Genomic DNA, 19395 nt, shown 5'->3' on the forward strand with positions numbered 1-19395 from the left:
ATTTTAGAAACTTATTACAGCTTCAAACATTAATCCTTTAAAATTACCTCCATAAAGATCTTCTGGGTTTCCACCAGTATATTGGCTAAAATCTTTATAATTTTGGTTCACATAAACTAATTTTGCTAGAATATTTTTTGTCATAAACCAACCCATACCAGTTTCTAATCTATTTATTGAAATTTCATTTGCATCAGCATTTGAAAGTTTTCCACTTATAGTATTATATTTAGCACCAACATATAAATTTTCATTATTTCCAAATCTATATAACACATCTCCTGCAAATTGATTTACTGTACGTTTATCGTCTGTACCTTTTTTATCTCCACCTGAAGCAAATTCTATTGTACCAAATACTTCTAATCCTTGATATTTTACAAATGGGTTAAACATAATAGAAGTTGCCCAATTACCAAATCTTGGGTTAAAACGACCTGTATCTTTATTAGATTCTGCATCAAAATTACTAGCTACAGCTGCAGTTGCTCCTGTATAAGCATCGTGAGTCATTACACTATAAAAACGGCTACCTGCTCTATCAGAGCTATATAAACTACTGCTCATGTTTGCTACATGATAATATGATCCTGTAAATCTTACTCTTAAATCTTCATTTATTTGTTTATCATATCCAAGTTTTGCTAAGAAAGTAGGGCTTATAGTAGAGTTTTGTCCTGGAGCAGAAGCTTTAACTTCGGCTACATTTTGATTCAATTTAGAGTTAGTAACTCCTAACATACTTACAAAACCACTTCTGTTATAATATACTTCAATACCAGGCTCTGTAATAAATGAATCCATAATGTTATTTCCAACGAATGGATTTACTAATGCACTACCGTTGTCTGATCTTCTAAAATGGGCATCTCCGTAGTTATTCTCCATTTGACCAATTTTAATGGTAGCATAATTCATAAAACCAGACATGAAGTCTTTTTTAATAAAGTCTAGTTTGTCAATTTGCAAATAACCACCTTTTACCCATGTTTCATGGTGGTGTCTTGCTGCTAAATATAAATCTAAATTCACACGAACTCCATCAGCTAATTGAGCTCCAATAGTCATGTTTGCTGTTGGTAAATTGAGATTGTTTGACAAATTATTCAATCTGTAGCCAGAAATTGGAGCAGGCTGTGCAACTGGTTGATCATTAAATTGATCTATTGCTTGAAATTGTAAAGCAAAAGCTGCTCCAAAATCTACACTTACACCTTTAAACTCTACACTATCCTTTTTAACATCAAACTGATTAATTCCACTTTGATCTCTTGGAATTTGATTCTGTATTTGTCCAAAAGATAATTGAGCATTTGCAACAGTTCCTATACTAAGTAACGTAGCAAATAATATTGTGTTTTTAAATATTGCTTTCATAATTGTTAATTTTAGTTGTTTAATTAAGTTTCTTTATTTATTAAAAATTGTTTTGAATTTTATAGTTACTTCATCTCCGGTAGTTATTGTTCCTAATAAAGCTTTTGGAGGTTCTACATTAAAATCGGTCATTTTAATTGTTTTTTCTCCCAATAAGATGATTTTACCTTCTATAATTTCAATATTAAATTCAATAGGAATAAGTTTCTTAACACTTGTAATTGTTAAGTATCCAGCAGATTTAATTAAAAATTTACCCGTTCCTTTTTTTACAATTTCTTTTACCTCTTGAAGTTTAAATGTGATTGTTTTATAATCATCTGTATTTAAAGCTTTATAAGTGTTTTTATCCATGGATTTTTTTCCACTCTTAAGGCTTTCTACAACAACTGTGAAATCGCATTTATCCAATTCTCCAGTTTCAATGTTTTTAAATACAATCTTTCCATTTTTATTTTCAGCATCAATATGCCAATCGTGTAAACTGGAAGTACCAAAAACCTTTAATGAAGATTCTGTATTATTTAAGTTGAATTCTTGTGCTTGAAATAAATTTGGCATTATAAGAAGTAATGCAATCAAGCTAATCTGTTTTAAATCATTTTTTATTTTAATAGTCCACATAGTATTTTTAGATTAATATTACTATGCAAAGTTCTACTGAAAGAATCTATTAAAATATGATTTTTGTCATGTGCGGAAATGCTAAAAAAACAACCAATCAAAAAGCTGTAAACTAAAAAAGCCTTAACATATTAATGTTAAGGCTTTTTTAAGCTTATTTTAAAAAATACTAATCTTGAAATTAATAATTCATTAAAAGCTCTTTGTATTCTTTTAGATCTGAAATATTACCTTTGTTTTTAAGGTTTCTGGTAAGAGCTATTAAATATTTAAGACTTTCTACCGGAGTATCATTCTCATTTTCTTTAATAGTATCGTCGCCGTCTTCTAAAGGTTCATCATTAAGAATAGGAATAAGAAATGTATTATTCTCTTCTATATGCTCATAAGTATATCTCAACACCTTAACTACTAAAGGCACTTGTTCTTCTAAAGCATATGTTCTTAATTCTTTAATGTCGTCTACTAGCGTTTCTGTATTAATACCTGTTTTATCAAGATTTCCCAGAATTTTATCAACTAATTTAATTGCTTGTTTATTTTCCAAAGGGTAAGATTATGTAATAATTAACTTCTTAAAGGTGCAAATTTATATTTTTAAAAATCAAAAAGCTATACTTTTTAAATTTTTGTTATGTTCAAATTCAATAATATTGAGAATTCTATTTATGAATAAAACAATTTAATAAATTCACAAAAAAAGCCTCTCATTTCTGAGAAGCTTTTTTAATATTATAAACTTTAAATCCCTAATTAAAGTGCTGCAACGTGTTTTGCTAAACCAGATTTAAGGTTAGCAGCTTTGTTAGCATGAATTATGTTTTTCTTTGCCAATTTATCTAACATAGAAATAACAGAAGGAAATAATACTTCAGCTTCTTTCTTATCAGTTAACTCACGTAATTTCTTAATAGCATTACGAGTTGTTTTGTGTTTATATTTGTTTACCAAACGCTTCGCTTCGCTACTTCTTATTCTTTTTAATGCTGACTTATGATTTGCCATTTGTTCCTTTTATTTTTTTTAAATATTGTAGCCCGTAGGGGAGTCGAACCCCTCTTACCAGGATGAAAACCTGGCGTCCTAGCCGATAGACGAACGGGCCATTTGTTTTAAGTATTTAAGTTTAATTATAAAATCTAAACTTACATTACTTTTCAAATAACTAACAATGTTCCCATTGCGGATGCAAAAATACAACTATTTTTAAATGTTGCAAGCACTAGCTAATTTTTTTTTAAAAAAATTTGCATTAGTACGCTTTTGCGAACAATACTCTACGTTTTGAAGGGTTTCCTGAATACACACAAATGCCTTCTTCTTCTTTTCCTTCTAAAGGAATACATCTAATAGTGGCCTTTGTTATCTCTTTTATTTTGTCTTCTGTCTCAGGAGTGCCATCCCAATGCGCTGATATAAAGCCAGTTTTTGTTTCTAAAACCTTTTTAAAGTCCTCAAAAGTATCAACCTCGGTATTATGACTATTTCTAAAATCTAAAGCCTTATTAAATAATGAATCTTGTATTTCGGTCATTAAACCTTCTACTTTATCAACTAAACCATCTAAAGACACAACCTCTTTTGTAAGTGTATCTCGTCTTGCTAGTTCAACTGTTCCATTTTCTAAATCTCTAGCACCAATAGCAATTCGTAATGGAACACCTTGTAATTCATGTTGTGCAAATTTAGCTCCTGGTCTAAAAGTATCTCTATTATCAAATTTTACAGATATATTTTTACTGCGTAAATCCTTCATAATATTATTTACAACTTCTGTAATAGCTTCTAGTTGCTCTTCATTTTTATAAATAGGAATAATAACCACTTGATTTGGTGCCAAACTTGGAGGTAATACCAAACCATTATCATCACTATGTGTCATAATTAAAGCGCCTACTAATCTTGTAGAAACACCCCATGAAGTTGCCCAAACATAATCCTGCTTACCTTCTTTATTAGCAAACTTAACATCAAATGCTTTAGCAAAATTCTGACCAAGAAAATGTGAAGTTCCTGCTTGGAGAGCTTTTCCATCTTGCATTAAGGCTTCTATACAATAAGTTTCTTCTGCTCCAGCAAAACGTTCACTTTCTGTTTTTAAACCTTGAACTACAGGAATTGCCATGAATTTTTCAACAAAAGTGGCATATACATTATTCATTAATTCGGCTTCTGCCAAAGCTTCTTTTTTAGTTTCGTGTGCTGTATGCCCTTCTTGCCATAAAAATTCTGCAGTACGCAAAAATAAACGTGTACGCATTTCCCAACGCACTACATTTGCCCATTGGTTTATTAATAATGGTAAATCTCGATAAGATTGAACCCAACCTTTAAAAGTATTCCAAATAATAGCTTCACTAGTTGGTCTAACTATAAGTTCTTCTTCTAACTTTGCATTAGGATCTACTCGTAATTTTCCTGGGTTATCTGGATCGTTTTGTAATCTATAATGTGTAACAATGGCACATTCTTTAGCAAAACCTTCTGCATTTTTTTCCTCAGCTTCAAATAAACTTTTTGGTACAAATAATGGAAAATAGGCATTTTGATGTCCTGTTTCTTTAAACATTCTATCTAATTCTGCTTGCATTTTCTCCCAAATTGCATACCCATAAGGCTTAATTACCATACATCCTCTAACAGCCGAATTCTCCGCTAGATCTGCTTTGACAACCAATTCGTTATACCATTTAGAATAATCTTCTGCTCTACTAGTAAGTTTTTTACTCATATCTATGTTTTGGCACAAATATTGTACCTATGTTAAATAAAAAAATAGTTCAGCAAAACTAACTATTTTTGTTATGTTCAACAATAAAAATCAAGAGATATGCAATTTAAGAAATACATAAAAATAAAAGCTCCTAAAGTAGCCTTATTTGGTTTGCTATTAGGATTAGTGTCATGCGGTTCTTATCAATACGTTGGCTCTGATAGTGATGGTATTTATGGTAGCACAGAAAATAAGACCCAATATGAAGAAGCTATTGTTGAAATCCCAAACCAATCTAACAGTAACTATTACGAAAACTATTTTAAAACCAAGTCTATAGAATCTGAGAATTTCTATGCAGATGATGCTGTTTTTACTGATATAGATGCTTATGAAAGTGACAATTATGTAGAAAATGATAGCCTAGTTAATGATTACCAAGGTTATGCTGGTTGGGGTCAAAACAGTAATAGTGTGACTATAAACTACATTGATAACGGATTTAACAACTTTTGGTGGAACAGCCCTTATTATAATTGGGGATGGAACTACGGATGGAATAATTGGGGCTATTACAATTCTTGGAGCCCTTACTACGGAGCTAGCTTTTATGGCGGATGGGCTTATAACCCTTGGGGTTACTATGGCTATCGTCCTTACTATAGAAACTACGGTTACTATGGTTACAATAATGGATATTATGGTAATAGATATTATGGTAGGAATGCGTCATATAGTGCTAGTAGAAGAGGTAGTTATTATGCAAACAACTCAACAGGTTTAAATACTGGCAGACGTAGTTCTGTAAGTTCAAGAGCTGCAACATCAAAATATAATACTTCTAGAAGTAGTCGTGTAAATTCAAACAATACTGCTACTACAGCTGTAAGAAGAAGTTACAATTCTAATGGCACACGTGCCAACACAGGAGTAGTAAGACGAAGCACAAGAATAGGAACGCCTTCTAGCAACTCTACAGCTAGATCATCATCTTCAACAATGAGAAGAAGTTCTAGCACAACTAGAAGCTCTAGTTCTGGAAACAATAATTACAACAGAAGATCATCTTCAAATAACTCAACATACACACCAAATAGAAGTTCTAATTCATCTTCTGGGTCAACTACAAGGTCATCAAGTAGTGGGTCAAGTAGTTCTGGTTCTAGATCATCATCAGGAGGTGGAAGAAGACGCGGTTAATATTAAAAAAAGTGTAAAAATTTATATATGAAAAAGTTAAATTTACTGTTCATAGGTTTGCTATCTATGTCTACAATTTACGCACAAGACATTAGTGATGCATTAAGATATTCACAAAGTGAAATTCAAGGAACTGCTCGTTTTAGAGCGCTAAGTGGTGCTTTTGGTGCATTAGGAGGCGACATGAGTGCTGTAAGCCTAAATCCTGCAGGTTCTGCTGTATTTAGTAAAAGTCATGCATCGTTTACGGTTTCAAATTTAGATACCGAAAACAATACTCAATATTTTAACGGTCTTGGTTCATCAAACGAATCTAACTTTGATATTAACCAAGCAGGTGCTGCTTTTGTATTCGAAAGCAATAATAATTCTCCTTGGCGAAAATTCACTCTTGCCATTGCATACGACAGAACTAATAACCATGAAGATAATTGGTTTGCTTTTGGAAACAATACAAATGATGATGGACAATTTAGCAATTCTATTGCTAGTTATTTTTATGATTATGCAGATGGTAAAAGATTAGATGAAATATCTGCATTCCCAGACGAAACTTTATCTGAAGCTTATAATGATATAGGAAATTTTTACGGATTTTCTCACCAACAAGCTTTTTTAGGTTATGAATCTTATATACTTGAACCAGATACCGATGATGATGCAAACACTCTTTATTCTTCAAATGTATCTCCTGGGAATTTTGACCATGATTACTCCTATTTTGCAACAGGTTATAATGGAAAAGTAACATTTAACTTTGCTGCACAATATGAAGATAATTTATATTTAGGTATAAACTTAAACTCACATTTTATAGACTACGAACGTTCTACCTTATTGCTTGAAGACAATGCAAATGCAGGTTCAACAGTAAATTATATTGAATTTGAAAATAATTTATCTACAACAGGAAACGGGTTTTCATTTCAATTAGGAGGAATTATGAAATTAAGTCCTGAACTTAGATTAGGTCTTACTTACGACTCTCCTACTTGGTTCTCTATTGATGAGGAAACAACTCAATATTTAGCTTCAGATGGAGATAATGGATTTATAGAAATTTATCCTGATGTTGTAAATGTTTACCCTCGATATAGACTTCAAACACCATCAAAAGTTAGCGGAAGTTTAGCATACGTTTTTGCAAATCAAGGTTTAATTAGTTTTGATTATTCTAGAAAAGATTACAGTAAAACAAAATTTAAGCCAGAATCTGATGTCTTTTTTGCCGATCAAAACGAAGTAATAAGCAACGTACTTACAGATGCTTCAACTTATAGAATTGGTGGAGAGTATAAAGTAAAACAACTTAGTTTTAGAGGTGGTTATCGTTTTGAAGAAAGCCCTTATGCTGATGGTGTAACCGTTGGAGATTTAAATGGTTTCTCACTAGGTCTTGGTTATAGTTTTGGTAACACTAAATTAGATTTAACTTATGATCAATCTGAACGTACAAATAAAACGCCATTATACAATGTTGGCTTAATTGATACGGCAAGTATAGATAGAAAAAACTCTAACATAACTTTATCTTTAAGCTTCAATATTTAAAAATAAAACACACGACTTAAAAAAAGCTTGAATCCTAAAAAATTCAAGCTTTTCTTTTTTTGTAATAATTCATTCAAAGTAGAGACAAAATCCAAGTACAATTGTTTGTTAAGATAAATTATTAAGAAAACTGAATTGTTTATCTTTGCAGACTAAAATGAATTTTTTTTGATTGGTGAAATGAGCCTTAATCATAATTTTAATACAAATATAATAGCAAAAAGGCCTATTAAACCTAATATCTAAGAAACAATTAAAAATTGCAGATGAAAATTGACAATAATATAGAAGGATATGACCCTTTAGGAGAAGACCATGTTGGAACTTCATCAAACACCCCACTTCGTTTAGATGCTTTTAAACTTTCAAATGAAGAAAAAATAGATATTATTAAGGATGATGTGCGTCACATTATGGAAACCTTAGGTCTTGATTTAACAGACGATAGTTTAAACGGCACACCAAATAGAGTTGCAAAAATGTTTGTAAAAGAAATTTTTGGTGGTTTAGATCCTAATAAAAAACCAAGTGCATCAACCTTTGATAACAAGTATAAATATGGTGAAATGCTGGTTGAAAAAAACATAACATTGTATTCAACTTGCGAGCATCATTTATTGCCTATAGTTGGTAAAGCACATATTGCTTACATTTCAAACGGTACAGTAGTTGGTTTATCTAAAATGAATAGAATTGTTGATTACTTTGCAAAACGCCCGCAAGTTCAAGAGCGTTTAACTATTCAAATAGTAAAAGAACTTCAAGAGGTTTTAAACACTCAAGATGTAGCTTGTGTTATTGATGCAAAACATTTATGTGTAAATTCAAGAGGTATTAGAGATATTGAAAGTAGTACAGTAACATCAGAATTTGGTGGTAAATTTAAAGACAAAGCTGTAAGAAGAGAATTTCTAGATTACATTAAGTTAGAAACTAAATTCTAGTCAATTATTCAATCCCAATCAATCAGAATGCAGTTATACGAAAATCAGCAAATAAAGCTATACAATTCCCTTACTGGTAAAAAAGAAATATTCAAACCTATTAACAAAGGTCATATAGGCATGTATGTTTGTGGCCCAACGGTTTACAGCAATGTGCACTTAGGTAATGTGCGAACTTTTATGTCTTTTGATATGATTTTTCGTTACTTAAAACATTTAGGTTACAAAGTAAGATATGTTCGTAATATTACTGATGCTGGTCATTTAGAAAATGATGCTGATGCTGGTGAAGATAAAATCACTAAAAAAGCACGTTTAGAACAGATTGAACCTATGGAAGTCGTACAACGTTATACGGTCGATTTTCATAATATATTAAATACATTCAATTTTTTGCCTCCAAGTATTGAGCCTACTGCAACCGGCCATATTATTGAGCAAATAGAACTTATTAAAACTATTATAGATAATGGTTACGCTTATGAAGTAAACGGGTCTGTTTATTTTGATGTACATAAGTTTAATGAAACAAACGAATACGGAAAATTAAGCAAACGTAAACTTGAAGATTTAATTCATAATACGCGCACACTTGATGGACAAAGTGATAAAAAAAATCCGCAAGATTTTGCACTTTGGAAAAAAGCAGAACCTCAACACATTATGCGTTGGCCTTCACCTTGGAGCGATGGTTTTCCAGGTTGGCATTTAGAGTGTACAGCAATGAGTACTAAGTATTTGGGCGAGCATTTTGATATTCATGGTGGCGGTATGGATTTAAAATTTCCGCATCACGAATGTGAAATCGCTCAAAACGAAGCAGCAGTTGGTAAATCGCCAGTAAATTATTGGATGCATGCCAATATGTTAGAGCTTAACGGACAACGCATGTCTAAAACTACAGGAAATACGGTTAATCCAGATGAATTATTATCTGGAAACAACAAATTCTTTAGCAAAGCTTATGCACCAAGTGTTATTCGATTTTTTATAGCACAATCTTCATACAGAAGTGTTCTTGATTTAACAGATGATGGTTTGTTAGCAAGTGAAAAAGGATTTTATAGATTGATGGACGCTGTTAATTTATTAAACCAATTAAAAGCATCTGAAAAATCTACACTAGATATAAATACATTGAAACAGAAATGTTATGATGCTATGAATGACGATTTTAATTCGCCTATTTTAATTGCGCATTTATTTGAAGCTGTAAAATACATTAATCAAATAAATGAAGGTTCTGAAACTTTAACAGCAGAAGATTTAGCCATTTTAAAAGAAATCATAAACACATTTACTTTTGATGTTTTAGGACTTGAAAATGTAACTAAAAATGATTCTGGAACCGACAAATTATCTGGAGCTGTTGATGTATTAATTAAATTACGACAAGAAGCGAGAGCCAATAAGGACTTTGCTTTATCTGATAAAATTCGTGATGAATTATTAGAAGTTGGTATTCAATTAAAAGATGGTAAAGACGGTACAACGTTTTCTGTGAATTAATTTGCAAAAACGTTATTCTGAATTTATTTCAGAATTACATAAAATATATTTCAAATCTAGTGAGAACCTGAAACAAGTTCAAGTTGACATCACTTTATTTAAAAAATGAAAAAACTACTCATTACACCATTTTTATTGTTAATAAAAGTATATCAAACTTTTATATCTCCAATAACACCTGCAACTTGTAGATACCAACCAACATGCTCTCATTACTCAAAAGAAGCACTTCAAAAACATGGTTTATTTAAAGGCGGTTGGTTAGCAATAAAACGTATTTTTAGTTGCCATCCTTGGGGTGGTTCTGGTTATGATCCTGTACCTTAGAAGTGATTTTTAGACATTTCTAACAAAACCTTTACAGCTTTTTCACCATCATTTTTGTCAACAAATATATGATCATGATAAAAACCCGCAACAACATTACAACTTATATTATACTTAGATAATTCATTAGAAAATGCTGCTGTTAAACCAACAGCATCCAATGATGAGTGTACTTTTAAAGTAATCCAGGACGCTATGTAATTATAAGAAAGATTTAAACCATCAGCGATATCTCTTTTTAAAACAAGAGTAATACCTTCCTTTTCCTTAAACTCAAAAAGTGTTATATCTCTATCAATTTTATCAAAACTATTAATAGTGGTAAACACAAATTCTCCATCATTTAATTCTGGTGACATTTCTTTAATTAACTGATATAAATTATTTTCAACAGACATTAATTTAAAAATTTTATTTCTCAGGAATATTCTTCAAAATAGCTAAAACAAACTTCCAATATTTTTGAACAGATGAAATTTGAGCGCGTTCATCTGGTGAATGCGCACCTTTAATATTTGGTCCAAAACTAATCATATCCATTTCTGGATAATTCTGACCAAGAATACCACATTCTAATCCAGCATGACAAGCTGCAACATGAGCTTCTTCACCATTCATATCTTTATAAATACTAGATAACACTTTTAAAATAGGAGAATCCATATTTGGTGTCCAACCTGGATAATCTCCCGATAATTCAACCTCACAACCAGTAAGTTCAAAAGTGGCACGAAGCATATTAGCTAAATCTATTTTAGAACTCTCAACCGATGAACGTGTTAAACAACCTATTTTAATATGACCATCTTTTACAATAACACGTGCTATATTATTAGAAGTTTCAACCAATTCAGGAATATCTGCGCTCATGCGATAAACACCATTACATGCAGCATAAATAGCTCTTGTTAGTCCTTCTTGAATACCTAAGTCCATAATATTTAAAGGCGTTTCTGCTTTGGAAACACTGATTTTTAAATCGGGTTCCATAGTTTTTAATTCGGCTTTTATAATTTCAGTATGTTGCTTCATTTCTAGTAAAAAAGCCTCTTCATGAATCGCATCAATGGCAACTATAGCATTACTCTCGCGAGGAATAGCATTTCGTAAACTACCTCCATCAATTTTAGAAATTCTTAATCCGAAATTTTCAAATCCATCAAACAACAAACGGTTCATTATTTTATTAGCATTACCTAAACCTTCGTGAATTTGCATCCCAGAATGTCCGCCTTGTAAGCCTTTAACCAAAATTTCATAACCAACCTTAAACTCTGGTGTTTCTTCTTCAGTATATGTTCTTGTTGCAGTAACATCTATTCCGCCTGCACAGCCTACTCCTATTTCATCATCTTCCTCGGTATCTAAATTCAATAAAATACCACCAGAAAGTAAACCGCCTTTTAACCCCATCGCACCCGTCATTCCTGTTTCTTCATCAATGGTAAATAAGGCTTCAATAGCTGGATGTGGAATATCTGTACTTTCTAAAATAGCCATAATAGTCGCAACACCTAAACCATTATCGGCACCCAAAGTAGTTCCTTCTGCTTTAACCCAATCGCCTACAATATACATGTCGATGCCTTGAGTATCAAAATCAAAAACAGTATCTCCATTTTTTTGATGCACCATATCTAAATGCGATTGCATAACCACAGTGGTTCTGTTTTCCATTCCTGGTGTTGCAGGCTTTTTAATAATCACATTTCCAACTTCATCCTCAATGGTTTCCAATCCCAGATTTTTTCCAAAATCTTTCATGAAAGCAATAACACGTTCTTCTTTTTTTGATGGTCGTGGTACGGCGTTTAAATCTGCAAACTTATTCCAGAGTGCTTGTGGTTTTAATGCTCTTATTTCTGAATTCATAATTATAAAAATAGTATTTTACAAAGGTAGTTATTCTAAACAGGAATTATAAACATTTCATTATTTTTGACTATGCTGAAAAACAAAAAAACCATACTTGCGCTATCTTTAATTCCTCAATATTTTTTAATAAAATTACTTTCAAATTATCCTGAATTTGTAGAAGAATATTACAGCAATGGTTTTTATCAGTTTATTTCAAAAATTTTTAGATACACATTAGGCTGGTTACCTTTTTCTTTTGGCGATTTAGTTTACGCTTTTGCTATTATTTACATTATAAGATGGTTTTATAAAAACCGTAAACGCCTTCGACAAGACACAAAAAACTGGTTTATTGATGTGACTTCTGCCTTTTCCATTATTTATTTTGCTTTTCACTTGTTTTGGGGATTGAACTATTACCGTATGCCATTACACAAAAATTTAAATTTAAATGCAGATTACACCACAGAACAATTGATTTTTGTTACAGAAAAGCTAATCGAACAGACCAATAAAATTCACTTAGAAATTACAAACAATGACACCTTAAAAGTTGAAATCCCTTTTAGTAAAAGGGATATTTTAAAACTTGCTCCTAACGGTTATGATAACCTTAAAGAGATTTTTCCGCATTTGGAATATCATCCCAAAAGCATAAAAAAATCACTATTTAGTTATCCTTTAACGTATATGGGTTTTAGCGGGTATTTGAATCCGTTGACAAATGAAGCTCAAATTGATGGATTAATTCCATCTTATAAATTCCCAACAACATCATCGCACGAAATCGCACATCAATTAGGTTATGCTGCCGAAAATGAAGCTAATTTTATAGGTTGCTTAGCCGCTATAAATCATGATAATATTTACTTTAAATATGCTGGTTATGCTTTTGCGCTACGTTTTTGTTTAAATGAAATTTATAATCGTGATGAATGTTTATTTGAAGATATGGTAGCCGATGTAAATAAAGGTATAAAAAAAAACTACGAAGAAGTTAGATTATTTTGGGAAACACATCAAAATCCTGCTGAGCCTTATTTTAAAATATTCTATAGCAACTTCTTAAAAGCCAATAAACAAAGTAAAGGAATGGAAAGTTATAGTTATGTTGTAGCGTTACTGACTAACTATTTTGATGAAAAATCTTTATGAAAAGTTAAAAAACGTTAACAATTCTTTAAACAAAAGTTAATTTTTCTACTTTTAAAGAAAATTAACTTAAAACTATGACAAAAAAACTGGTCCTGTTTATTGCTTTACTATTTTCCATAGTAATAAACGCTCAAGATTATTTCCCCAAAAATGACGGTGTTCATACAAATACTAGCAACTACACTGCCATAACAAATGCTAAAATTTATGTTACTCCTACTCAAATTATTGAAAAGGGAACTTTACTAATTAAAGAAGGTAAAGTTGTTGCTTCTGGAACTTCTGTTGAAATTCCTAAAAATTCTATTGTTATTGATATTGACGGGAAAAGTATTTACCCATCATTTATTGATTTATATTCAGATTTTGGAGTTGAAAAACCAAAACGACCAAGTTCAAGAAGTAGAACAGCACAGTATGATGCGTCTAGAACTGGGTACTATTGGAATGACCATGTTATGCCAGAAAACAAAGCCATTGAAAAATTTAATTACGATTCTAAATCTGCTACCGAATTATTAAAAGCCGGATTTGGAGTTGTTAACACACATATACAGGATGGTATTGTAAGAGGAACCGGAACTTTAGTAGCTCTAAACAATGAAAATGGTAACGAATATAGAATATTAGACCAAAATTCTGGACAATACCTATCTTTTAGTAAAAGTGTTACTTCTGGTCAAGCTTATCCATCTTCCATAATGGGAAGTATGGCTTTGTTAAGACAAATGTATCTTGATGCCGATTGGTATGCTAAAGGACAAGTTAAAACTAAAGATTTATCCTTAGAAGCTTTAAATAAAAACAAATCATTGGTTCAGTTTTTTGATGCAGGCAGTAGAGCCAATATTATAAGAGCAGACAAAGTTGGAGACGCCTATAATATTCAATATGTTATGCTAGGTGGCGGTGATGAATATGAACGCATTAATGATATTAAAGCAACGAACAGCAAACTTATTCTGCCCATAAATTTCCCGGATGCTTATGATGTTGAGAATGCTTTTTTAGTCTCTACAGTATCGTTAAGCGATATGCGTGCATGGAATCAAAAACCATCTAATCCAAAAATATTAGCAGACAACAACATCACTTTTGCTTTTACAACTCACGATTTAAAATCACCAAAAGAGTTTAAATCAAATATTTTAAAAGCTATTGAAGCTGGATTATCAAAAGAAAAAGCCTTAGAAGCGTTAACAACTATTCCAGCTCAACTTATTGGAAAATCTGATTTAATTGGATCTCTTAAAAATGGAAGTTTAGCTAATTTTTTAATCACATCTGGTGATATTTTTGAAGAAAAAACAACCCTTTACGAAAACTGGGTTCAAGGCGCAAAAACAGTCATTGAAGATATGACTAAAAAAAATATTAGTGGTGATTATGAATTTACCTTATCTGGTGAGGTATATAAGATGTCTATTAAAGGAGAAATGAGTAAACCTAAATTAGAAATCACAACAAATGAAAAAACCTTAGGTTCTAAAATTGCATATGATGAAGACTGGGTAAATATCTCGATGACGACTATAGATTCTACAAAACAAGAATTTATTAGAATAGTTGCTCATGTTGATGCCAAAAATAATTTAAAAGGAAAAGTTATTCTTCCTAACGGAAACGAATCTTCTTTTTATGCCACATCAGAAAACAAAAGCGAAGCAGAAACTGAGGCAAATGCGGAGAAAAAGGAAGACGACACATTAAACGAAGTCCTTCCTATTACCTATCCAAATATGGCATATGGTTTTACTGAGTTACCAAAAGCTGAAACCATTCTTTTTAAAAATGCAACAGTTTGGACAAATGAAAAAGAAGGTGTTTTAGAAAATACTGATGTGCTTATTAAAAACGGTAAAATAGCCAAAATAGGTCAAAACCTTTCAGATTCTAGCGCGACTATAATTGATGCCACTGGTAAGCATGTAACAGCTGGAATTATTGATGAACATTCACATATTGCAACGGCATCTGTTAATGAAGGCGGACAAAATTCATCTGCCGAAGTAAGCATTGAAGATGTATTAGACGATAGCGATATTAATGTTTATAGAAATCTTGCTGGCGGCGTTACTTCTATACAAGTGCTTCATGGTTCTGCAAATCCAATTGGTGGTCGTTCTGCAATCATCAAATTAAAATGGGGAGAATCAGCAAATAACCTGGTTTATAACAATTCTCCAAAGTTTATAAAATTCGCTTTAGGTGAAAATGTAAAACAAACTCGTGCTCAAAGTAATGTACGCTTTCCGCAATCTCGTATGGGTGTTGAGCAAGTGTATATGGATTATTTTACAAGAGCAAAAGAATATGATGCTTTAAAGAAAAGCGGTAAGCCTTACAGAAAAGATATTGAACTTGATGTTTTATCTGAAATTTTAAATAAAGAACGTTTTATTTCTTGTCACTCTTATGTTCAAAGTGAAATTAATATGCTCATGAAAGTTACCGAAAAATTCGACTTTAATGTGAACACCTTTACGCATATTTTAGAAGGCTATAAAGTTGCTGATAAAATGGCTGCAAATGGTATTGGGGGTTCTACTTTTAGTGATTGGTGGGCTTATAAATATGAAGTAAACGATGCCATTCCTTACAATGCGGCAATTATGCATAATGCAGGCGTAACGGTGGCGATTAATAGTGATGATGCCGAAATGTCTAGAAGACTAAACCAAGAAGCAGCAAAATCTGTTAAGTATGGTGGTATTAGTGAAGAAGAAGCTTGGAAATTTGTAACCTTAAATCCTGCAAAACTTCTTCATATTGATAACCGAGTTGGAAGCCTAAAAGTTGGCAAAGATGCCGATGTGGTTTTATGGACAGATCATCCGCTTTCAATTTATGCTAAAGCTGAAAAAACAATTATTGAAGGTGTTACTTATTTTGATTTAAAACGTGACGAAATGATGCGTGAAGCCATTCAAAAGGAAAAAAGTGAACTTATAAATATGATGTTGCAAGCCAAGAATAAAGGATTGAAAACGCAACCTATTAAAAAGAAAGAAAATGAACTATTACACTGTGATTCAATAGATCATGAATTTTAAAAATTGAAAAGATGAAAAATATATTTACATATATCTCAATGTTGTGTTCTTTCTTAATAATAGCACAACAAACTCCAGCATCAAAGCAAACGCAAGATATTGCTATAATGGGCGCTACAGCACATATTGGTGATGGATCAATAATTGAAAATAGCTTAATCATTATTAAAGACGGAAAAATTTCGTCTGTAGTAGATGGTAAAGTTGTAAAAATGGACTTAACAGGATTTAAAGTCATTGACGCCAATGGTAAACATGTATATCCTGGATTTATCATTCCGAATTCTACATTAGGTCTTACTGAAATTGATGCCGTAAAAGCTTCGGATGATGAAGCAGAATTAGGAACTTGGAATCCTCATATAAGAAGTTTAATTGCTTATAATGCGGAATCTAAAGTGGTAGAATCTATGCGACCTAATGGTGTGTTATTAGGTCAAATTACTCCAAGAGGCGGACGTGTTTCGGGCACTTCATCTATAGTTCAATTTGATGCTTGGAACTGGGAAGATGCTGCTATAAAAGTTGATGATGGTATTCATATAAACTGGCCAAGTAGTTTTAGTAGAGGCCGCTGGTGGTTAGGTGAAGATCCTGCACTTAAAGCAAATGATAAATATGCTGAACAAGTTACTGAGCTTTCAAACTACATGACTAATAGTAAAGCTTATAACAAAGGTGATAAATCTAAAATCAATCTTCCTTTTGAAAGTATGAATGGACTTTTTAATGGGGCAAAAAAATTATTTGTTCATGTAGATGATGAAAAAGGCATTATTGATGCTGTGAATTTTTCAAAAGAAAATGACATCAAAAACATGGTGATTGTGGGTGGTAGAGAAGCTTATAAAGTAACTGATGTTTTAAAAGAAAATAATATTCCTGTTTTACTTATGCGTGTTCACTCCAGACCTAATTCTGATGATGATGATTATGATTTACCATATAAAGCAGCTAAATTATTAGTAGAAAAAGGTGTTTTAGTCGCTTTAGAAGCTAGTGGAGATATGGAACGTATGAATTCTAGAAACCTGCCATTTTATGCAGGTACAACCGTAGCTCATGGTTTAACAAAAGAACAAGCTTTACAATTAATTACACTTAATCCTGCAAAAATTTTAGGAATAGATGATAATTACGGAAGCCTAAGTCAAGGTAAAAGCGCGACCCTATTTATAAGCGACGGTGATGCTTTAGATATGCGAACAAATATTATAACTCATGCATTTATTGATGGTAGAGATGTAAGTTTAGAAACACATCAAACCGAACTTTGGAAACGCTACTCTGAAAAATATAAAAATCAATAATAAAAAAAAAGCGAGCTAAATAGCTCGCTTTTTTTTATTCAATAATTTCAGCACCTTCAGGAGCTTCAAAAACTGAAGCATCTGGTTTTTCTTTAGAAAGTTTAATGCTCGTAAACTTTAAATCATTTCGTTTTGTTGTTGGCAAATTATTTTCATAATCATACCAAGTTAAAGTTTCTGGTAATAACAAACCATCTACCATTTGCCAATTACTATATTTTATAAAATGAAATTCTTTACTTTTTTCTTTTGTAAAATACGTTACTGTGTAACCCAACCATTCCATTTTATGAGTTTCAGAATTGTAGTATAAAAAATATTCATCATCTGAAGATTCTCCTACACCACTCTCATATGAAATTTTAATTCCGGGGTATTCTTTCCCTTCAAAAACTAAAGGTTCAACATTTTCATAATTAATACCATCATCTGCCAATACAAAAGGCATAGCATAAAAATAGAACATCAAATTATAATAAAACTTTGGGTTTCCTTTATAAACTAAAGAATCTTGTTTCAACCAAACGTTTTTGCCATCAAAGCCAATTTTAAATTTTTCAGTTTCAATTAATGATTTTCTACTTTTTAAATCTGTTGTAGTTACTTCTTTTCCTTCAGGAATTTGCATTTCGAACACTAAGCTTTTCATAGAGTTCCATTTATCTAAACCTCCATGAGCATCGAATACTTTTGATATACTTTCTGGATAAATACTTGTTGTAACATCTAGATTTTCTTCGGAATAATTTGTAGTTTCTTTTGTGTTGCTTTTGCAGGAGAATATTAAAATAGCAAAAACAATTAGAAGTACGTTTTTCATTTTTCTTTTGATTAGATTAGGCTTTTAAGTCGGTAATTATTAAATAAAATTACATTAAAATAAATTACTTTTGCTTCAAATTATTATGAAAGAAATTACAAGTACTCAAAACACATATATTAAACAACTTGTTCAATTAAAAGAGAAATCTCGCGAACGAAAAAAAAGCGGATTGTTTTTAATTGAGGGGATTCGAGAAGTTACACTAGCCATTAAAGGTGGGTTTGAGTTAGAAACGATTTTGTTTTACCCAGAATTATTTTCTGAGCAACAACTTAGCAACCTAACACTTAGTGATATTAGCACTATAGAAATTTCAAAAGATGTTTACGAAAAACTAGCTTATAGAGAAACTACCGAAGGTATTCTTGCAGTAGCTAAAAGTAAAAATCACGATATAAACGACTTAGAATTCAATACAAAAATACCTTTAGTTTTAATCGCAGAAGCTCCTGAAAAACCGGGAAATATTGGTGCTATTTTACGAACTGCTGATGCTGCAAATGTTGATGCTGTTATAATTGCAAATCCAAAAACCGATTTATATAATCCCAATATTATTCGCTCAAGTGTTGGTTGTGTGTTTACAAACACAATTGCCACGGGAAATACTAATGAGATTATTGAATTTTTAAAGTCTAAAAACATTAATATTTACTGCGCTGCTTTACAAGCCTCGGTAGAATATCATACTCAAGACTTCACTAAACCAACTGCGATAATTGTAGGAACCGAAGCTACAGGTTTAAGTGATGAATGGTTAAAAAATTCAACTCAAAATATTATTATTCCTATGCAAGGTGAAATAGATTCCATGAATGTATCTGTTGCCGCAGGAATTCTTATTTTTGAAGCCAAAAGACAACGAGATTTTAAATAATTCGTCATTACGAAGGAGGAATGACTTAAGTAATCTTTTAAATCGAAACTAAAATAAAAACAGATTGCAGCGGCG

Annotated in this window: 17 protein-coding genes and 1 tRNA gene; 9 read left to right on the forward strand and 9 right to left on the reverse strand. The window is 31.6% G+C overall.

Going from position 1 to position 19395, the window contains the following annotated elements:
* Positions 1–3: 3 nt before the first annotated feature.
* From BT151_RS10070 to proS, 6 genes are all read right to left on the reverse strand, one after another.
* Complete coding sequence (locus tag BT151_RS10070; RefSeq protein WP_072401779.1) at positions 4–1377, reverse strand: hypothetical protein; 1374 nt, start codon at positions 1375–1377, stop codon at positions 4–6.
* 33 nt (positions 1378–1410) lie between these two features.
* Positions 1411–1959 carry a YceI family protein gene (locus BT151_RS10075; protein ID WP_245794784.1) on the reverse strand — a complete coding sequence of 183 codons (549 nt, stop codon included), beginning with the start codon at positions 1957–1959 and terminating at the stop codon, positions 1411–1413.
* Between the two features lie 223 nt (positions 1960–2182).
* Complete coding sequence (locus tag BT151_RS10080; protein ID WP_072401783.1) at positions 2183–2548, reverse strand: hypothetical protein; 366 nt, start codon at positions 2546–2548, stop codon at positions 2183–2185.
* Positions 2549–2754: 206 nt separating this feature from the next.
* The gene (gene rpsT / locus BT151_RS10085) at positions 2755–3006 is read right to left on the reverse strand and encodes a 30S ribosomal protein S20 (protein ID WP_072401785.1); all 252 of its coding nucleotides are present in this window, start codon (positions 3004–3006) and stop codon (positions 2755–2757) included.
* 28 nt (positions 3007–3034) lie between these two features.
* Positions 3035–3106: transfer RNA gene (locus BT151_RS10090), tRNA-Glu, on the reverse strand.
* A 147-nt stretch (positions 3107–3253) separates the two neighbouring features.
* On the reverse strand, positions 3254–4732 hold the full coding sequence (gene proS, locus BT151_RS10095; RefSeq protein WP_072401786.1) for a proline--tRNA ligase: 1479 nt from the start codon (positions 4730–4732) through the stop codon (positions 3254–3256).
* Between the two features lie 99 nt (positions 4733–4831).
* Here proS and BT151_RS10100 point away from each other — a divergent pair, with 99 nt between their 5' ends.
* From BT151_RS10100 to yidD, 5 genes are all read left to right on the forward strand, one after another.
* The gene (locus tag BT151_RS10100; protein WP_072401788.1) at positions 4832–5914 is read left to right on the forward strand and encodes a hypothetical protein; all 1083 of its coding nucleotides are present in this window, start codon (positions 4832–4834) and stop codon (positions 5912–5914) included.
* A 27-nt stretch (positions 5915–5941) separates the two neighbouring features.
* On the forward strand, positions 5942–7465 hold the full coding sequence (locus BT151_RS10105; RefSeq protein ID WP_072401791.1) for an OmpP1/FadL family transporter: 1524 nt from the start codon (positions 5942–5944) through the stop codon (positions 7463–7465).
* A 266-nt stretch (positions 7466–7731) separates the two neighbouring features.
* Entirely contained in the window at positions 7732–8409 is a 678-nt protein-coding gene (gene folE, locus BT151_RS10110) for a GTP cyclohydrolase I FolE (RefSeq protein WP_072401793.1), read from the forward strand.
* Between the two features lie 27 nt (positions 8410–8436).
* Positions 8437–9918: a cysteine--tRNA ligase gene (gene cysS / locus BT151_RS10115; protein ID WP_072401795.1), complete on the forward strand. Its 1482-nt coding sequence runs from the start codon at positions 8437–8439 to the stop codon at positions 9916–9918.
* Between the two features lie 105 nt (positions 9919–10023).
* Positions 10024–10245 (forward strand): membrane protein insertion efficiency factor YidD, encoded by a 222-nt coding sequence (yidD, locus tag BT151_RS10120; RefSeq protein WP_072401797.1) that lies wholly within the window; start codon positions 10024–10026, stop codon positions 10243–10245.
* On the opposite strand, the gene BT151_RS10125 is transcribed toward yidD, so the two are convergent.
* Together BT151_RS10125 and BT151_RS10130 are read right to left on the reverse strand one after the other, a co-directional pair.
* Positions 10242–10643: an ACT domain-containing protein gene (locus BT151_RS10125; RefSeq protein ID WP_072401799.1), complete on the reverse strand. Its 402-nt coding sequence runs from the start codon at positions 10641–10643 to the stop codon at positions 10242–10244. The genes yidD and BT151_RS10125 overlap by 4 nt on opposite strands.
* Positions 10644–10656: 13 nt before the next feature.
* On the reverse strand, positions 10657–12117 hold the full coding sequence (locus BT151_RS10130; RefSeq protein ID WP_072401801.1) for an aminoacyl-histidine dipeptidase: 1461 nt from the start codon (positions 12115–12117) through the stop codon (positions 10657–10659).
* A gap of 72 nt (positions 12118–12189) precedes the next feature.
* Between BT151_RS10130 and BT151_RS10135 the strand changes: the two genes are divergently transcribed.
* The 3 genes from BT151_RS10135 (at position 12190) to BT151_RS10145 (ending at position 17620) form a co-directional block, all read left to right on the forward strand.
* The gene (locus tag BT151_RS10135; protein ID WP_072401803.1) at positions 12190–13257 is read left to right on the forward strand and encodes a DUF3810 domain-containing protein; all 1068 of its coding nucleotides are present in this window, start codon (positions 12190–12192) and stop codon (positions 13255–13257) included.
* 74 nt (positions 13258–13331) lie between these two features.
* Positions 13332–16310 carry an amidohydrolase family protein gene (locus tag BT151_RS10140; RefSeq protein WP_072401805.1) on the forward strand — a complete coding sequence of 993 codons (2979 nt, stop codon included), beginning with the start codon at positions 13332–13334 and terminating at the stop codon, positions 16308–16310.
* Between the two features lie 11 nt (positions 16311–16321).
* Entirely contained in the window at positions 16322–17620 is a 1299-nt protein-coding gene (locus tag BT151_RS10145) for an amidohydrolase family protein (protein ID WP_072401806.1), read from the forward strand.
* A gap of 34 nt (positions 17621–17654) precedes the next feature.
* Here BT151_RS10145 and BT151_RS10150 read toward each other — a convergent pair whose 3' ends face one another.
* A complete protein-coding gene (locus BT151_RS10150; protein ID WP_072401807.1) occupies positions 17655–18440 on the reverse strand; it encodes a DUF6503 family protein in 786 nt (261 codons plus the stop codon).
* Positions 18441–18525: 85 nt separating this feature from the next.
* On the opposite strand from BT151_RS10150, the gene BT151_RS10155 reads away from it, so the two are divergent.
* Positions 18526–19320: a TrmH family RNA methyltransferase gene (locus BT151_RS10155; protein ID WP_072401809.1), complete on the forward strand. Its 795-nt coding sequence runs from the start codon at positions 18526–18528 to the stop codon at positions 19318–19320.
* The last annotated feature ends 75 nt before the right edge of the window (positions 19321–19395 follow it).

Source organism: Flaviramulus basaltis, from assembly GCF_900114265.1.
Taxonomy (GTDB): Bacteria; Bacteroidota; Bacteroidia; order Flavobacteriales; family Flavobacteriaceae; genus Flaviramulus; species Flaviramulus basaltis.

What these genes read in the sequence shown, in the direction of transcription:
- BT151_RS10155 (WP_072401809.1), top strand. Translation starts at nt 18,526, where the DNA reads ATGAAAGAAATTACAAGTACTCAAAACACATATATTAAACAACTTGTT.
- yidD (WP_072401797.1), top strand. Translation starts at nt 10,024, where the DNA reads ATGAAAAAACTACTCATTACACCATTTTTATTGTTAATAAAAGTATAT.
- BT151_RS10130 (WP_072401801.1), bottom strand. Translation starts at nt 12,117, where the DNA reads ATGAATTCAGAAATAAGAGCATTAAAACCACAAGCACTCTGGAATAAG.
- BT151_RS10140 (WP_072401805.1), top strand. Translation starts at nt 13,332, where the DNA reads ATGACAAAAAAACTGGTCCTGTTTATTGCTTTACTATTTTCCATAGTA.
- BT151_RS10150 (WP_072401807.1), bottom strand. Translation starts at nt 18,440, where the DNA reads ATGAAAAACGTACTTCTAATTGTTTTTGCTATTTTAATATTCTCCTGC.
- BT151_RS10125 (WP_072401799.1), bottom strand. Translation starts at nt 10,643, where the DNA reads ATGTCTGTTGAAAATAATTTATATCAGTTAATTAAAGAAATGTCACCA.
- BT151_RS10135 (WP_072401803.1), top strand. Translation starts at nt 12,190, where the DNA reads ATGCTGAAAAACAAAAAAACCATACTTGCGCTATCTTTAATTCCTCAA.
- BT151_RS10145 (WP_072401806.1), top strand. Translation starts at nt 16,322, where the DNA reads ATGAAAAATATATTTACATATATCTCAATGTTGTGTTCTTTCTTAATA.
- proS (WP_072401786.1), bottom strand. Translation starts at nt 4,732, where the DNA reads ATGAGTAAAAAACTTACTAGTAGAGCAGAAGATTATTCTAAATGGTAT.
- BT151_RS10100 (WP_072401788.1), top strand. Translation starts at nt 4,832, where the DNA reads ATGCAATTTAAGAAATACATAAAAATAAAAGCTCCTAAAGTAGCCTTA.
- BT151_RS10105 (WP_072401791.1), top strand. Translation starts at nt 5,942, where the DNA reads ATGAAAAAGTTAAATTTACTGTTCATAGGTTTGCTATCTATGTCTACA.
- cysS (WP_072401795.1), top strand. Translation starts at nt 8,437, where the DNA reads ATGCAGTTATACGAAAATCAGCAAATAAAGCTATACAATTCCCTTACT.
- BT151_RS10070 (WP_072401779.1), bottom strand. Translation starts at nt 1,377, where the DNA reads ATGAAAGCAATATTTAAAAACACAATATTATTTGCTACGTTACTTAGT.
- folE (WP_072401793.1), top strand. Translation starts at nt 7,732, where the DNA reads ATGAAAATTGACAATAATATAGAAGGATATGACCCTTTAGGAGAAGAC.
- rpsT (WP_072401785.1), bottom strand. Translation starts at nt 3,006, where the DNA reads ATGGCAAATCATAAGTCAGCATTAAAAAGAATAAGAAGTAGCGAAGCG.